14 protein-coding genes are annotated in these 12,806 nt (G+C 71.7%); 9 read left to right on the top strand and 5 right to left on the bottom strand.

Going from position 1 to position 12,806, the window contains the following annotated elements:
- The first annotated feature begins 213 nt into the window (after positions 1–213).
- A complete protein-coding gene (locus ACIGAQ_RS10190; protein WP_311688105.1) occupies positions 214–2,079 on the top strand; it encodes an EAL domain-containing protein in 1,866 nt (621 codons plus the stop codon).
- Here ACIGAQ_RS10190 and ACIGAQ_RS10185 read toward each other — a convergent pair.
- Complete coding sequence (locus ACIGAQ_RS10185; RefSeq protein WP_399781078.1) at positions 2,049–3,146, bottom strand: LLM class flavin-dependent oxidoreductase; 1,098 nt, start codon at positions 3,144–3,146, stop codon at positions 2,049–2,051. The two genes, ACIGAQ_RS10190 and ACIGAQ_RS10185, sit on opposite strands and share 31 nt — an antisense overlap.
- Before the next feature lie 98 nt (positions 3,147–3,244).
- Entirely contained in the window at positions 3,245–3,514 is a 270-nt protein-coding gene (locus ACIGAQ_RS10180; RefSeq protein ID WP_399781075.1) for a hypothetical protein, read from the bottom strand.
- 311 nt (positions 3,515–3,825) lie between these two features.
- On the opposite strand from ACIGAQ_RS10180, the gene ACIGAQ_RS10175 reads away from it, so the two are divergent.
- The gene (locus ACIGAQ_RS10175; protein ID WP_311688102.1) at positions 3,826–3,972 is read left to right on the top strand and encodes a hypothetical protein; all 147 of its coding nucleotides are present in this window, start codon (positions 3,826–3,828) and stop codon (positions 3,970–3,972) included.
- Between the two features lie 45 nt (positions 3,973–4,017).
- Here ACIGAQ_RS10175 and ACIGAQ_RS10170 read toward each other — a convergent pair whose 3' ends face one another.
- Together ACIGAQ_RS10170 and ACIGAQ_RS10165 are read right to left on the bottom strand one after the other, a co-directional pair.
- Positions 4,018–4,749, bottom strand: a complete 732-nt coding sequence (locus tag ACIGAQ_RS10170; protein WP_399781072.1) for a decarboxylase — start codon at positions 4,747–4,749, stop codon at positions 4,018–4,020.
- Positions 4,746–5,561 carry an aspartate/glutamate racemase family protein gene (locus ACIGAQ_RS10165; protein WP_311688099.1) on the bottom strand — a complete coding sequence of 272 codons (816 nt, stop codon included), beginning with the start codon at positions 5,559–5,561 and terminating at the stop codon, positions 4,746–4,748. Before ACIGAQ_RS10165 ends, ACIGAQ_RS10170 begins: the two co-directional genes overlap by 4 nt.
- Positions 5,562–5,755: 194 nt before the next feature.
- On the opposite strand from ACIGAQ_RS10165, the gene ACIGAQ_RS10160 reads away from it, so the two are divergent.
- Both ACIGAQ_RS10160 and ACIGAQ_RS10155 read left to right on the top strand, forming a co-directional pair.
- Complete coding sequence (locus tag ACIGAQ_RS10160; RefSeq protein WP_399781068.1) at positions 5,756–6,703, top strand: D-2-hydroxyacid dehydrogenase; 948 nt, start codon at positions 5,756–5,758, stop codon at positions 6,701–6,703.
- Between the two features lie 17 nt (positions 6,704–6,720).
- Positions 6,721–8,124: an amidase gene (locus ACIGAQ_RS10155; RefSeq protein ID WP_399781065.1), complete on the top strand. Its 1,404-nt coding sequence runs from the start codon at positions 6,721–6,723 to the stop codon at positions 8,122–8,124.
- Here the strand turns inward: ACIGAQ_RS10155 and ACIGAQ_RS10150 are convergent.
- Positions 8,111–8,605, bottom strand: a complete 495-nt coding sequence (locus tag ACIGAQ_RS10150; protein WP_399781062.1) for a DUF3830 family protein — start codon at positions 8,603–8,605, stop codon at positions 8,111–8,113. The two genes, ACIGAQ_RS10155 and ACIGAQ_RS10150, sit on opposite strands and share 14 nt — an antisense overlap.
- Positions 8,606–8,713: 108 nt before the next feature.
- Here ACIGAQ_RS10150 and ehuB point away from each other — a divergent pair, with 108 nt between their 5' ends.
- From ehuB to ACIGAQ_RS10125, 5 genes are all read left to right on the top strand, one after another.
- The gene (gene ehuB, locus ACIGAQ_RS10145) at positions 8,714–9,643 is read left to right on the top strand and encodes an ectoine/hydroxyectoine ABC transporter substrate-binding protein EhuB (protein WP_399781059.1); all 930 of its coding nucleotides are present in this window, start codon (positions 8,714–8,716) and stop codon (positions 9,641–9,643) included.
- Positions 9,640–10,341 carry an ectoine/hydroxyectoine ABC transporter permease subunit EhuC gene (gene ehuC, locus ACIGAQ_RS10140; protein ID WP_399781056.1) on the top strand — a complete coding sequence of 234 codons (702 nt, stop codon included), beginning with the start codon at positions 9,640–9,642 and terminating at the stop codon, positions 10,339–10,341. Before ehuB ends, ehuC begins: the two co-directional genes overlap by 4 nt.
- On the top strand, positions 10,338–10,988 hold the full coding sequence (ehuD, locus tag ACIGAQ_RS10135; protein ID WP_362275199.1) for an ectoine/hydroxyectoine ABC transporter permease subunit EhuD: 651 nt from the start codon (positions 10,338–10,340) through the stop codon (positions 10,986–10,988). The genes ehuC and ehuD overlap by 4 nt, the downstream gene beginning before the upstream one ends.
- Positions 10,978–11,763, top strand: a complete 786-nt coding sequence (gene ehuA / locus ACIGAQ_RS10130; RefSeq protein ID WP_311688092.1) for an ectoine/hydroxyectoine ABC transporter ATP-binding protein EhuA — start codon at positions 10,978–10,980, stop codon at positions 11,761–11,763. Before ehuD ends, ehuA begins: the two co-directional genes overlap by 11 nt.
- Positions 11,764–11,960: 197 nt before the next feature.
- Positions 11,961–12,719 carry an IclR family transcriptional regulator gene (locus ACIGAQ_RS10125; RefSeq protein WP_399781052.1) on the top strand — a complete coding sequence of 253 codons (759 nt, stop codon included), beginning with the start codon at positions 11,961–11,963 and terminating at the stop codon, positions 12,717–12,719.
- Positions 12,720–12,806 lie beyond the last annotated feature (87 nt).

Genomic DNA, 12,806 nt, shown 5'->3' with positions numbered 1-12,806 from the left:
GCCGAAAGAACCCGGAAGCCGACACCCCCGAAGCACTCACGGAACGTCACAACTGGTCGAGGGCTTGAAGAAGCCGTCCAGGTGCGAGCAGAAACGATCTGGCAGAAGGGCCGACTGGTCGGGGAGACTGGACACCGGCTGGAAGGCCCTGGGGCCAGCCTCTATGATCGGCACACTTTCCTGACCTTTCCTGCACGGACAGAGATCGAATACATGCGGGAGCGAGCGGTGAGCGGAACCTCCGAAGGGCCGGCGCCCGCGGCAGACCTCGACCGGCCGGTCGTCACAGAGAGTGAGATCGATACGTCTCCCCGTACCGAGCCCCTGTCACGGCCGCCCTACCGTGCCGTCTTCGCGGCCGCCCCCCTCGCCATGGCCGTGGTCGACCGCGACGGCCTGGTCGTCGGCGCCAACGACGCGCTCGCCGCGCTGCTCGGCAGCGCTCCGGACGAACTGGCCGGGGCCGTCGCCGCCGACCTGGTGAACCTCACCTCCGACGCCCGCGACCTGCACGTCTACCGCGAGGTGCTGCGCGGCCGGCAGTCCCGGCTGCGCTGCACCCGCCGGCTCAAGCACCCCGACGGGCACTCGCTGTGGGCGCAGGTGACCGTCGCGCCGCTGCCCGGCGACGACCGGGCCGTGCTGCTGTCCGTCGCCGACATCAGCGCCCGCCGTGAACTGCAGGCCCGCCTCCGGCACTTGCAGATGCACGACCCGGTGACCCGGCTGCCCAACCGCACGCTGTTCTTCGAACGGCTGTCCGCCGCGCTGGAGGCGGAGTCGTACGAGCGGAGCGGCACGGGCCGGATCGGGCTGTGCTATCTGGACCTGGACGGCTTCAAGGCCATCAACGACACCCTCGGCCACCGGGTGGGCGACCGGCTGCTGGCCGCCGTCGCCGAGCGGCTCACGCGCTGCGCGGACGAGGCGGGCCGGTCCCGCACCAGCGTTCCGCTCGTGGCCCGGCTGGGCGGGGACGAGTTCGCGCTCCTCGTCGAGGACTCCACCGGCACCGAGCAGCTGGCCGAACTGGCCGAAGCGGTGCTGCGGGCCGTCCAGGAGCCGTTCGACCTCTCGGGCCGGCGGCTGTCGGTGTCGGCGTCGATCGGCGTCGTCGAGCGGCACGCGGCCGGCACGACCCCCACCGCCCTGATGCAGGCCGCCGACACGACGCTCTACTGGGCCAAGGCCGACGGCAAGGCCCGCTGGACCCTGTTCGATCCGGAGCGCAACGCCCACCGCATGACCCGCCAGGCCCTCGCCTCCACGCTGCGGCCCGCCATCGACCGGGACGAGTTCCGGCTGGAGTACCAGCCGCTGGTCGGCATGGAGGACGACCGGCTGCACGGGGTGGAGGCGCTGGTCCGCTGGAACCATCCCCAGTTCGGCGTACTGACGCCGAATCGGTTCATCGGACTCGCGGAGGAGGACGGCTCGATCGTCCCGCTGGGCCGGTGGGTGCTGCGCACGGCCTGCGAACAGGCCCGCCGCTGGCAGCTGGACCACCCGGACGAGCCGCCGATCTTCGTCAGCGTGAACGTGGCCGTGCGCCAGATCTGGGACTCCGACCTGGTGGCGGACGTCGCGCAGACCCTGGCCGAGACCGGGCTCGCACCGCATCTGCTCCAGCTGGAGCTGACCGAGTCCGCGGTGATGGGCTCGGCGGGCCGTCCGCTGCAGACGCTGAAGGCCCTCAGCGACATGGGCGTGCGCATCGCCATCGACGACTTCGGCACGGGCTACTCGAACCTGGCGTATCTGAGCAGGCTGCCGGTGTCGGCGCTGAAGCTGGACGGTTCCTTCGTCCGCGGCTTCCAGTACGACGACCGGGACGCGGCGGCCCGGGCGAACCCGGCCGACCAGGTCGTGGTCGAGGCGATGATCCAGCTCGCGCACCGGCTCGGGCTGACGGTCACGGCCGAGTGCGTGGAGACCTCGGCCCAGGCGACCCGGCTCCGGAGCATCGGCTGCGACACCGGGCAGGGCTGGCTCTACTCCCGCCCGGTGTCGCCGGACCGCATCTCCGAGCTGCTCGGCACGCCGGACGTTCAGGCGGAGGCGGGCGTCGCCAATCCGTAGGCGTCGGCGATGAGTTCGTAGCTGCGAAGCCTCACGTCGCCGCCGTGCGCGTTGGCCGTGATCATCAGCTCGTCGGCGCCGGTGCGCTTGGCGAGGTCGTCCAGGCCGGAGCGGACCTCGTCGGGGGTGCCGTGGATGACGTTGGCGTTCCAGGAGTCGACGAAGTCGCGCTCCATGGGGCTGAACTCATACGCCTCGGCCTCCTCCGGGGTGGGCACGAGGCCGGGGCGGCCGGTGCGCAGCCGGACCATGCCGAGGGCCGCGGCCAGCACCTGACGGCGGGCCTCCTTCTCGTCGTCGGCGGCGAGGGCGGAGACGCCGATGAGGGCGTACGGGGCGTCGAGCACGGCGGACGGCCGGAAGGACTCGCGGTACAGGTCCAGGGCCGGGATGGTGTTCTGCGCCGAGAAGTGATGGGCGAAGGCGAACGGCAGGCCGAGCGCCCCGGCCAGGCGGGCGCTGAAGCCGGAGGAGCCGAGCAGCCAGACCGGCGGGCGGTGCGGGGACTGGACGCCGCCGGGGGACGTGGCCTGGACCGGGCCGGGCACGGCGTGGATGCGGCGGTAGGGGTGACCGTCGGGGAAGTCGTCGTCGAGGAACCGGATCAGCTCGGCGAGCTGCTGCGGGAAGTCGTCCGCGCCCTCGTTCAGCCGGTCGGTGCGGCGCAGGGCGGCGGCGGTGGCGCCGTCGGTGCCGGGCGCCCGGCCGAGGCCGAGGTCGACCCGGCCCGGGGCCATGGCCTCCAGCGTCCCGAACTGCTCGGCGATCACCAGCGGGGCGTGGTTGGGCAGCATCACGCCGCCCGAGCCGAGGCGGATGCGGTCGGTGTGGGCGGCGAGGTGGGCCAGGATCACGGCCGGGGACGACGAGGCGACACCGGGCATGGAGTGGTGCTCGGCGACCCAGTAGCGGTGGAAGCCGCGGCCCTCCGCGAGACGGGCCAGGTCGACGCTGGTGCGCAGCGCGTCGGAGGCGGTGCGGCCGGCCCCCACGGTGACCAGGTCCAGTACGGAGAGGGGGACGGGGGCGCTGCCCTGCGCTGCGCCGCGTATCTCGTCTGCCGCCACGGTGGGGTGCCTCCTGCTGTGGGCCGTGTGCTGTCGTTCTGGCTAACAGGGGACTGTCTCCGTTTATTCCCGGCCATGGCACCCGGGGGGGCGGGCGGTCAGGCGGCCTGCTCCCAGTCGCCGCGCGCGCAGCCGGGCGGGGGCGGGGGGTCCGCCTTCTCGCGGGCCCGGAGGACGGCCCAGGCGAGGGCGGCCGCACCGAAGATCCACCAGGGCAGGGGCCACACGGCGCCCCACCAGCCGGCGCGTGGTTCGCCGAAGGCGTCCACGGCGGCACCGGCCATGGCCGCGGCCAGGCTCCAGCACAGCAGACGCGCACAGAGCCGGACAGCGCTTGCGGGGGATCTGAACGGTCCCGGTTCGGCCATCGGGGAGTCCTTCACGGCGCGACTGGCTGCGGACGTGGCCAGTGTGCACGGAGGGGACAGCGAGAGGGGAACGCGCTTTCGGTCAACCCAAGGGCCGTGTGAGGCACCGGAGTTGAGCATTCCTCAGCTCTCGACGGGCCAGAGGGGTGGTTACCTCCGTCTTTGCCCCGAATAAGCGGCAGGACCGATTCCGGCCCGCATGGGAGGCCCGTTCGAGGGCACCGCGCCCGTACACCGGCTGCCGGGAGGACCCTTTGGACGGAATGACGAGGCGTGCGGCGAGATGCCTCGGGGCGACGTTCACCGTCGCCGTGAGCCTGAATCTCGTCGAGGCCGTGTGGGACCCGGACGGAACGACGTGGAAAGCGGCCCGGCTGACAGCCGGCGCGGCCTTCACCCTCGCCCTGGTCGCCTGGGCAGCCCTGTGGGTGCTGCGGTGGCGCCGCGGGAGGACCTGAACGCCCGGCCCACGGGCGCAAGCCCCCCCCCCCGCCGGCGCCGGCTCACGCCTGGATGATCGGCTCCCGGGTGAACAGCGTGCCCAGTTCCGGTGCGTTGACCCGGCGGTCCGCCAGGCGGAGGGCCTCCCAAACCGTGACCTGGTTGGCGGTGAGGACCGGCTTGCCCAGTTCCTTCTCCAGGGCCGGGATGTGGGCCGCCGTGTGCAGGGCCGTGTCGGGCAGCAGGAGCGCCTCCGCGTCGGGGTGGTCGGAGCCGCGGGCCAGGGCGAGGAGTTCCGGCTCGCCCCACGTGCCGACCTCGGCCGCCGTGATGATGCCCGAGCTGCTGACCGACACCACGTCGACGCCGTCGGAGCGCAGGAACCGGGCGAAGAGCTGCGCCACGTCCTCCGGGTACGTCGCGCCGATCGCGACCCGCCGCACCCCCAGCTCCCGCACCGCGTGCACGAACGCGAAGGAGGTGGAGGAGGCGGGCATCCCGGCCGTCAGGGCCAGGGTGCGCACCTGCTCCTGCGCACCGTCCCAGCCGTACACGAAGCTGCCGCTGGTGCACGCCCAGACGACCGCCTCCGCACCGGCGTGCCGCAGTTCCTGCACGCCCGTCTCCAGCCGTCCGGCGGAGCCCATCTCCAGCAGCGCGTCCACCCGGTGCGCGTCCTCACCGATGTCGGTGTGCACCAGGTCCACCCGGATGTCGCTGCCCAGCAACTGCTCGATGCGCGGATAGTCGTCCTCGGCGGAGTGGCCCGGGTAGAGGAATCCCAGTGCTGTCATGTCCAGCCTTCCTGCTGCTGCTCTTCTTCCGGCACTACGGGACCGGGGTCCGCCCCCGGCGGTACGGGACCGGACCGCGCCGCCGGATTGATCAGCGCTTGATACGGTCCCACCGCACGGGTACCCAGTCGGCGCAGCGCCGCCCACATCGTCACTTGGTTGGCCGAGATCACCGGGATCCGCAGCTCCGCCTCCAGCTGGGGGATGACGTCGTAGGTGGGCAGGTTGGTGCAGCTGATGAACAGCGCGTCGGCGTCGCCGCGGACGGCCTGCCGGGCCATGTCCACCACCTCCCGGTAGGGGACCTTCCAGATGTGCCGGGTCAGGCCCATGAACGCGCAGCCGGAGATCGTCACACCCGCCTGGGCGACGTAGTCCTCCAGGGACCGGGTGACGGAGACCGTGTACGGCGTCACCAGCGCCACCCGGCGTACGTCCAGCTCCACCAGGGCCTCCAGCAGCGCCCCGGACGTGGTGATCGCGGGGACGGCCCCGGCCCGGCTCATCGCCTCGCACATCGCCCGCTCGCCCATCGTCCCGCCGACGAAGCTGCCCGACGTGCAGGCGTAGGCCACCACCTCGGGGGTGATCGCCGTGAGCGTGCGGACCGCCTCGCTCAGCGTCTCGTGCTCACTGACCAGGCGGGCGAGATCGAGGCTGACCTCGACCGGGACGTACGGCGTGCGGGTCATGTGCAGGGAGACGCCGTCCGGGGCCCAGCGCCACAGCTCGCGGTCCAGGGCGAAGTCGAAGGGGGCGACGACGCCGACCCCACGCTGCGGGCTGGGCCCGCCGAGAAATGAGACGTCCATGGCAGGCACCGGCCTCACGCTGGGCAACGAGTACGCAACGGATCGTGGGAACGCCCGTGTTGACGACGGTAGGTTCGGGTGCGAGCGTGGTCAATCCGCCCGGATCACCCCTTGGTCAACACCGGGTTAACTCGTCGTCACCCGCGGCCCCCGCACGGCCCCGGCCCGCCGAACGGCTGGAGAAACGGCTGCTCATGCCCACCCCCATCCTGCTCGTCCTGGACGCCGACCCCCTCCCCCGCCTCGGCCGCCTCACCGGCCGCGCCCGCATCGAACACACCGACGCGGCGGGGCTCGCGGAGCGCCTCCCGCGTGCGGATGTACTCCTGGTGTGGGACTTCACCTCGCGCGCCGTCCGGGACGCCTGGCCGGGCGAGGGACCGCGCCCGCGCTGGGTGCACACCGCCAGTGCGGGAGTGGACCATCTGATGAGTCCGGAACTCGCCGCCTCCGACACGGTCGTGACCAACGCCCGCGGCATCTTCGACCAGCCGATCGCCGAGTACGTCGCCGCGCTCGTCCTGGCCATGGCCAAGGACCTGCCGCGCACCCTGGAGCTCCAGCGGGAGCGGACCTGGCGGCACCGCGAGTCGCGCAAGGTCGCCGGCAGCCGGGCGGTGGTGGTCGGGTCCGGTCCGATCGGCCGGGCGATCGCCGGCACGCTGAAGGCGCTGGGCGTCACGACCGCGCTGGTCGGCCGCGCCGCGCGGGCGGGCGTGCACGGCCCGGAGGACCTGGACCGGCTGCTGTCCCGCGCCGACTGGGTGATCGCGGCGGCGCCCCTGACGGAGCGGACGCGCGGCATGTTCGACGCCCGCCGTTTCGGCGTGATGCAGCCGTCCGCGCGGTTCGTCAACGTCGGCCGCGGTCCGCTCGTCGTCGAGGACGCGCTCGCCGAGGCCCTGGACAAGCGCTGGATCGCGGGCGCCGCCCTGGACGTCTTCGAGACCGAACCTCTCCCCGCCGAAAGCCCGTTGTGGCGGGCCCCGGGCCTGATCGTCTCCCCGCACATGAGCGGCGACACCGTCGGCTGGCGCGACGAGCTCGGCGCCCAGTTCGTGGAGCTGTACGAACTCTGGGCGTCCGGCGAGCCGTTGCGGAACGTGGTCGACAAGCAGCGTGGGTACGTACCCGGACACTGACGTCCCTGGGAGGGTGGATGACCGAGCTCACCGAGCTGACGGCCGTACGGCTGCTCGACGGGTACCGCGAGGGCGAGTTCAGTCCCGTGGAGGCGACCCGGGCGGCGCTGCGGCGGGCCGAGGAGATCCAGCCGGAGGTGAACGCCTTCGTCCGGCTGACCGCCGAGGACGCGCTGGAACGGGCCCGGGAGTCGGAGGAGCGCTGGCGGCGCGGTGAGCCGCGGGGGCTGCTGGACGGGGTGCCCGTCACGGTGAAGGACATCCTGCTGCTGCGCGGGGCGCCGACCCTGCGCGGCTCCAAGGCCGTCGATCCGGTGGGCCGCTGGGACGAGGACGCCCCGTCCGTGGCCCGGCTGCGCGAGCACGGGGCGGTGTTCCTGGGCAAGACGACGACGCCCGAGTACGGCTGGAAGGGCGTGACGGACTCGCCGCTCAGCGGCGTGACCCGCAACCCGTACGACCCCGCCCGCACGGCGGGCGGTTCGAGCGGCGGCAGCGCGGCGGCCGTGGCGCTCGGCGCGGGGCCGCTGTCCCTGGGCACGGACGGCGGCGGCAGCGTCCGCATCCCGGCCGCCTTCTGCGGGATCTTCGCGCTCAAGCCGACCTACGGACGCGTGCCGCTGTACCCGGCGAGCGCCTTCGGCACTCTGGCGCACGTCGGGCCGATGACCCGGGACGCGGCGGACGCGGCCCTGCTGCTGGACGTCATCGGCCACCCGGACTCGCGCGACTGGTCGGCGCTCGCCCCGCCGCCCGGGTCGTACACCGAGGGCCTGGCCGGCGGGGTGCGGGGGCTGCGGGTGGCGTACTCGCCGTCGCTGGGCGGGCAGGTGGCGGTGCGGCCGGCGGTGGCGGCGGCGGTGCGGCGGGCGGTGGAGCGGCTGGCGGAGCTCGGCGCGTACGTCACGGAGACCGACCCGGACCTCACCGATCCCGTGGAGGCCTTCCACACGCTGTGGTTCAGCGGCGCCGCGCGGGTCACCCAGCACCTCGCCCCGCACCAGCGGGAGGTGCTGGACCCGGGCCTCAGGGAGATCTGCGCGCGGGGCGCCCGGTACTCGGCGCTGGAGTATCTGGCCGCGGTGGACGTCCGGATGGGCCTGGGCCGCCGTATGGGCCGCTTCCACGACACCTACGACCTGCTCGTCACGCCGACCCTGCCGATCACGGCGTTCGAGGCGGGCGCGGAGGTGCCGAAGGGATCCGGCCACCGGCGCTGGACGGGCTGGACGCCCTTCACGTACCCGTTCAACATGACGCAGCAGCCCGCGGCGAGCGTGCCGGTCGGTTTCGACGGGGACGGGCTGCCGGTGGGTCTGCAACTCGTGGCCGCCCGGCACCGGGACGATCTGGTGCTGCGGGCGGCCCATGCGCTGTACGGGGCGGGAGTGGCGCCGGGCAGCCGGCCTACGCCCGCCTGAAACTGAGCGTCTCCCCCGCCGCCCCCGACCGCCACAGGTCGTTGCACGCCTCGGCCATGGTCTCCAGGCCGTCGACGACCTGGCCCCAGACGATGCCGGGCACCCAGCCGACGTCGCCGTTGAGCAGCAGGTTGTTGCGCTCGTAGAACAGGGCCAGGTCGACGAGGGTGGTCCCGGCGCGGACCTCGCGGTCGTAGCCGTAGGCCCTGGTGCCCAACTCCGCCCCGGCGAAGGTGAAATAGCACAGGTCGCCCGGGATGGGGGTGATGGTCGGATTCTCCAGAGGTGGCTCGTTCTCGGCGAAGGGCGGGAAAAGGGCGTAGATCTCGTTGCGCGCGTACTTCGCGTGGTAGACGTCGCCGGCCAGCGGAAGGGAGTCCCAGACGGCTGCGCAGGTGATCGGCGCGCGGTCGTCCAGCAGCCTGGCCGTGCAGGTCACGTCACGCTTGACCAGCGAGACTTCGAGGTAGCGATCAGCCATGCCCTCCATGGGAGTGCCCCCCGCCGCTCGCGGTCAAGGGCGCACGGGCGAGGTGGGGGGCTTGAAAAGACCGGCATAACTCGAAGGCGGTCGGGTAGCCGCGCGCCCATGGCTCCACCACAGAGAAGCCCACACAGAAGTCCGGAACACATATCCCGGCCCGGGTCCGGGCCCACGCGCCGGTCGCTGCTCGCGGGGGTCGCGGCGCTCGGCGCGCTGGGCACCGCCGGGTGCAGCCGGGTCGCGACCGCCTCGGACGTCGAGGGCGGCGACCTCCTCGACCGGCTCCGGGCGGCGGGCGTGGTCCGTCTCGGCATCGCCGGTGAGATCCCGTTCGGTTTCATCGACAAGGACGGGGAGCTGACCGGAGAGGCACCGGAACTGGCCAAGGTGATCTTCAAGCGTCTCGGGGTCGACCGGGTGCAGCCCGTGCCGACCGAGTTCGGCTCGCTCATCCCGGGCCTGAACTCCCAGCAGTTCGACGTCGTCGCCGCCGGGATGTACGTCAACCCCGAGCGCTGCGAGCAGGTCCTCTTCTCCGACCCGGACTACCAGATGCTCGACGCGTTCATCGTCCGCAAGGGCAACCCGAAGGGGCTGCGCAGTTACAAGGACGTCGTCGAGAAGAAGGCGGCCTTCGCGACCGGGACCGGATACGCCGAGATCCAGTACGCCGTCGAGGCGGGGTACAAGGAGAGCGACATCCTCATCGTCCCGGACCAGGTGGCGGGGCTGAACGCCGTCGAGGCCGGGCGGGTGGACGTGTTCGCCGGCACGGCGCTCACCGTGCGCGAGGTGGTGAAGAAGTCCGCCAGGACGGAGGCCACCGAGCCGTTCAAGCCGATCGTGGACGGCAAGCCGCACGTCGACGGGGGCGCCTTCGCGTTCCGGCCGACCGAGACGAAGCTGCGCGACGCCTTCAACGTGGAGCTGCGCAAGCTCAAGAAGAGCGGTGAACTCTTCCGCATCCTCAAGCCGTTCGGTTTCACCGAGGCCGAGATGACGGATCTGACCGCGAAGGAGCTGTGCGGCGGATGACCTCGGGACTCTGGGAACTGGTACTCAAGGGCGTCTGGGTCACGATCCAGCTGCTGGTCTGCAGTGCGCTGCTGGCCGCGGCGGTGTCCTTCGTCGTCGGTGTCGCGCGCACCCACCGGCTGTGGATCGTCCGCTTCCTCGCGGGCTTCTACACCGAGGTGTTCCGCGGGACCTCGGCCCTGGTGATGATCTTCTGGGTGTTCTTCGTGCTGCCCCCGGCCTTCGGCTGGCAGCTGGTGCCGCTGTGGGCGGGCACGCTGGCGCTCGGCCTGACCTACGGCGCCTACGGCTCGGAGATCGTGCGCGGTGCGCTGACCGCGGTCGACCCGGCGCAGCAGGAGGGCGGGATCGCGCTCAGCTTCACGCCCTGGCAGCGGATGCGGCTGATCCTGCTGCCGCAGGCGGTGCCGGAGATGATCCCGCCGTTCTCCAACCTGCTGATCGAGCTGCTCAAGGGCACCGCCCTGGTGTCCGTCATGGGCATGGGCGACCTGGCGTTCAGCGGCAACCTGGTGCGCCTGGCGCTCCAGGAGAGCGCGGAGATCTACACGTACATCCTGATCATCTACTTCGTGATCGCCTTCCTGCTCACCCGGGTCATGCGCGGGCTGGAGAAGAAGCTCAAGGCGGGCGTCGGCAAGGCGCCCGGCGACGGGACCAAGGCTGCCGAGCCGGTCGTGGTGGAGGCGGTCCGATGAACTGGGACTGGAGCGCGGTCTCCGACTTCATGCCGGACTTCTGGGAAGGCCTGCTGGTCACCCTGCAGATCCTGGTGCTCGGCTCGTTGATCTCCTTCGTGCTGGGCCTGGTGTGGGCGCTGCTGATGCGCGTGCCGACGCGTTGGGTGACCTGGCCGGTCGGGGCGGTGACGGAGTTCGTCCGCAACACCCCGCTGCTGGTGCAGTTGTTCTTCCTCTTCTACGTGCTGCCCGAGTGGGGCCTGACGTTCTCGGCGCTGGCCACCGGCGTCTTCGCGATCGGACTGCACTACTCGACGTACACCATGCAGGTCTACCGGGCCGGTATCGAGGCCGTGCCGGCCGGCCAGTGGGAGGCGGCGACGGCGCTGAACCTGCCGCTGCGCCGGACGTGGACCGCGGTGATCCTGCCGCAGGCCGTGCGCCGGGTGGTGCCCGCGCTCGGCAACTACGTCATCGCCATGCTCAAGGACACGCCGCTGCTGATGGCGATCACCGTCCTGGAGATGCTCGGTCACGCGCGCCTGTTCTCGCAGGAGAACTTCCGGTTCACCGAGCCGCTGACGGTGATCGGAGTGGCCTTCATCGTCATTTCCTATCTGGCCTCCCTTGCCCTGCGAGCCCTGGAGCGACGCCTTGTCCACTGACACCCTCCCCGACCCCGAGAAGAACCCGGCGCGCAGCGGCGGCGAGCTGATCCGGCTGGAGCAGGTCACCAAGCGGTTCGGCGACCACACGGTCCTGGACCACCTGGACTTCTCCGTGGACGCCGGCAAGCACGTCACGCTGATCGGCCCGTCCGGCTCCGGCAAGACCACGATCCTGCGACTGCTGATGACGCTGACCAAGCCCGACGAGGGCACGATCACCGTGGACGGGGAGCGGCTCTTCCCGGCGCCCGAGAAGCAGGTCCGCGAGGTCCGCAAGAAGATCGGGATGGTGTTCCAGCAGTTCAACCTGTTCCCGAACATGACGGTCCTGCGCAACATCACCGAGGCGCCGGTCACGGTCCTCGGCATGTCCAAGGACGCCGCCGAGGAGCGGGCGCGCGAGCTGCTGGAGCTGGTCGGGCTGACCGACCACCTCGACAAGCACCCGGCCCAGCTGTCCGGCGGTCAGCAGCAGCGGGTGGCGATCGCCCGGGCGCTGGCGATGCGCCCGCAGGTGCTGCTGCTGGACGAGGTGACCTCCGCGCTGGACCCGGAGCTGGTCGCGGGCGTGCTCGACGTGCTCAGGGACATCGCCCGCTCCACCGACATCACGATGCTCTGCGTGACCCACGAGATGAATTTCGCCCGGGACATCTCCGACCAGGTGCTGATGTTCGATTCCGGCCGGATCATCGAGTCCGGGTCGCCGGAAAAGATCTTCAGCGAGCCGGAGAAGGACCGCACTCGGGAGTTCCTCAGCGCAGTGCTCTGACTACGGGCCGTGAACAGGTAGAACGCGGGACCGCCGGACTGGGGCATGCGCCTGGCATATGCCAGAGTGCCATTGCCCCAGTTCGGATGCCCGGGAATCTTGTCAACCCCCGCTCCGCGCACGGGCTTTGCCGGTTAACCTGGACACGGTTCACTGACCGGATTACGGCCCTACAGCAAGCGCAGGGGGAGACCACCGTGGCGCTGAAGCACGAGCCGACCACCCCATACCACTCGGCCCAGGAAGCCCTGCGCGTCCTGGAGACGGTGGCGCGAAACAGTTCCGGCGTCACCGACGCCGAACTCGCCCGGCGCACCGGCATCGGCCAGGAGCGACTGACCACGCTCCTGCGCATGCTGCGTCGCGAGGGCTACGTCGAGCAGATCGCCGACGGCGCGTACGTCACGGGCGAGACGCTGGCCCGCCTCACCTCCGCCCGCCGGCGCGAGCAGGCCCTGCGCGACAAACTCCAGCAGACCCTGGACCGGCTGCGGGACTCGGTCGGCGCCGCCGTCTACATGAGCCGCTACGTCGACGGTGAGATCGCCGTCACCCAGTACGCCGACAGCCCGGCCACGCCCAAGGTCAACGAGTGGGTCGACTTCCGCTCCTCGGCCCACGCCACCGCCATCGGCAAGAGCCTGCTCACCCAGCTCGACCACGCCGGCCGCCGTGATCACCTCGCCCGGCACAGGATGGCCCGCCTCACCTCGCGCACCATCACCAGCGACCGGCTGCTGCTGTCCCGGCTGGAGGCCCAGCCGCCGACCGTGCCCGTCCTGGACCTCCAGGAGTACGCGGTCGGCACGGTCTGCGCGGCCGTCCCCATCACGGCCGGCAACTCCGTCGGCTGTCTGGCCCTGTCGCTGCCCGTCGAGCACGCCCACCGCCTGCGCCAGGCCGCGGACACCCTCAACCGCAACGCCGCACCGGTCCTGCTCTCCATGGCGATCTAGCCCGCGCCGCCTGGTCCGGAGCACCCCTCGGGACCAGGTAGTATTTTCTCCGTCGCCGCCGCGGAACACGGTTTCAGCGGTCGGCGG

This window comes from Streptomyces sp. NPDC085932, assembly GCF_044540525.1.
Classification (GTDB): Bacteria; Actinomycetota; Actinomycetes; order Streptomycetales; family Streptomycetaceae; genus Streptomyces; species Streptomyces levis.
The sequence above is the reverse complement of the archived record's forward strand: the minus strand, read 5'-3'. Positions and strand labels throughout refer to the sequence as shown.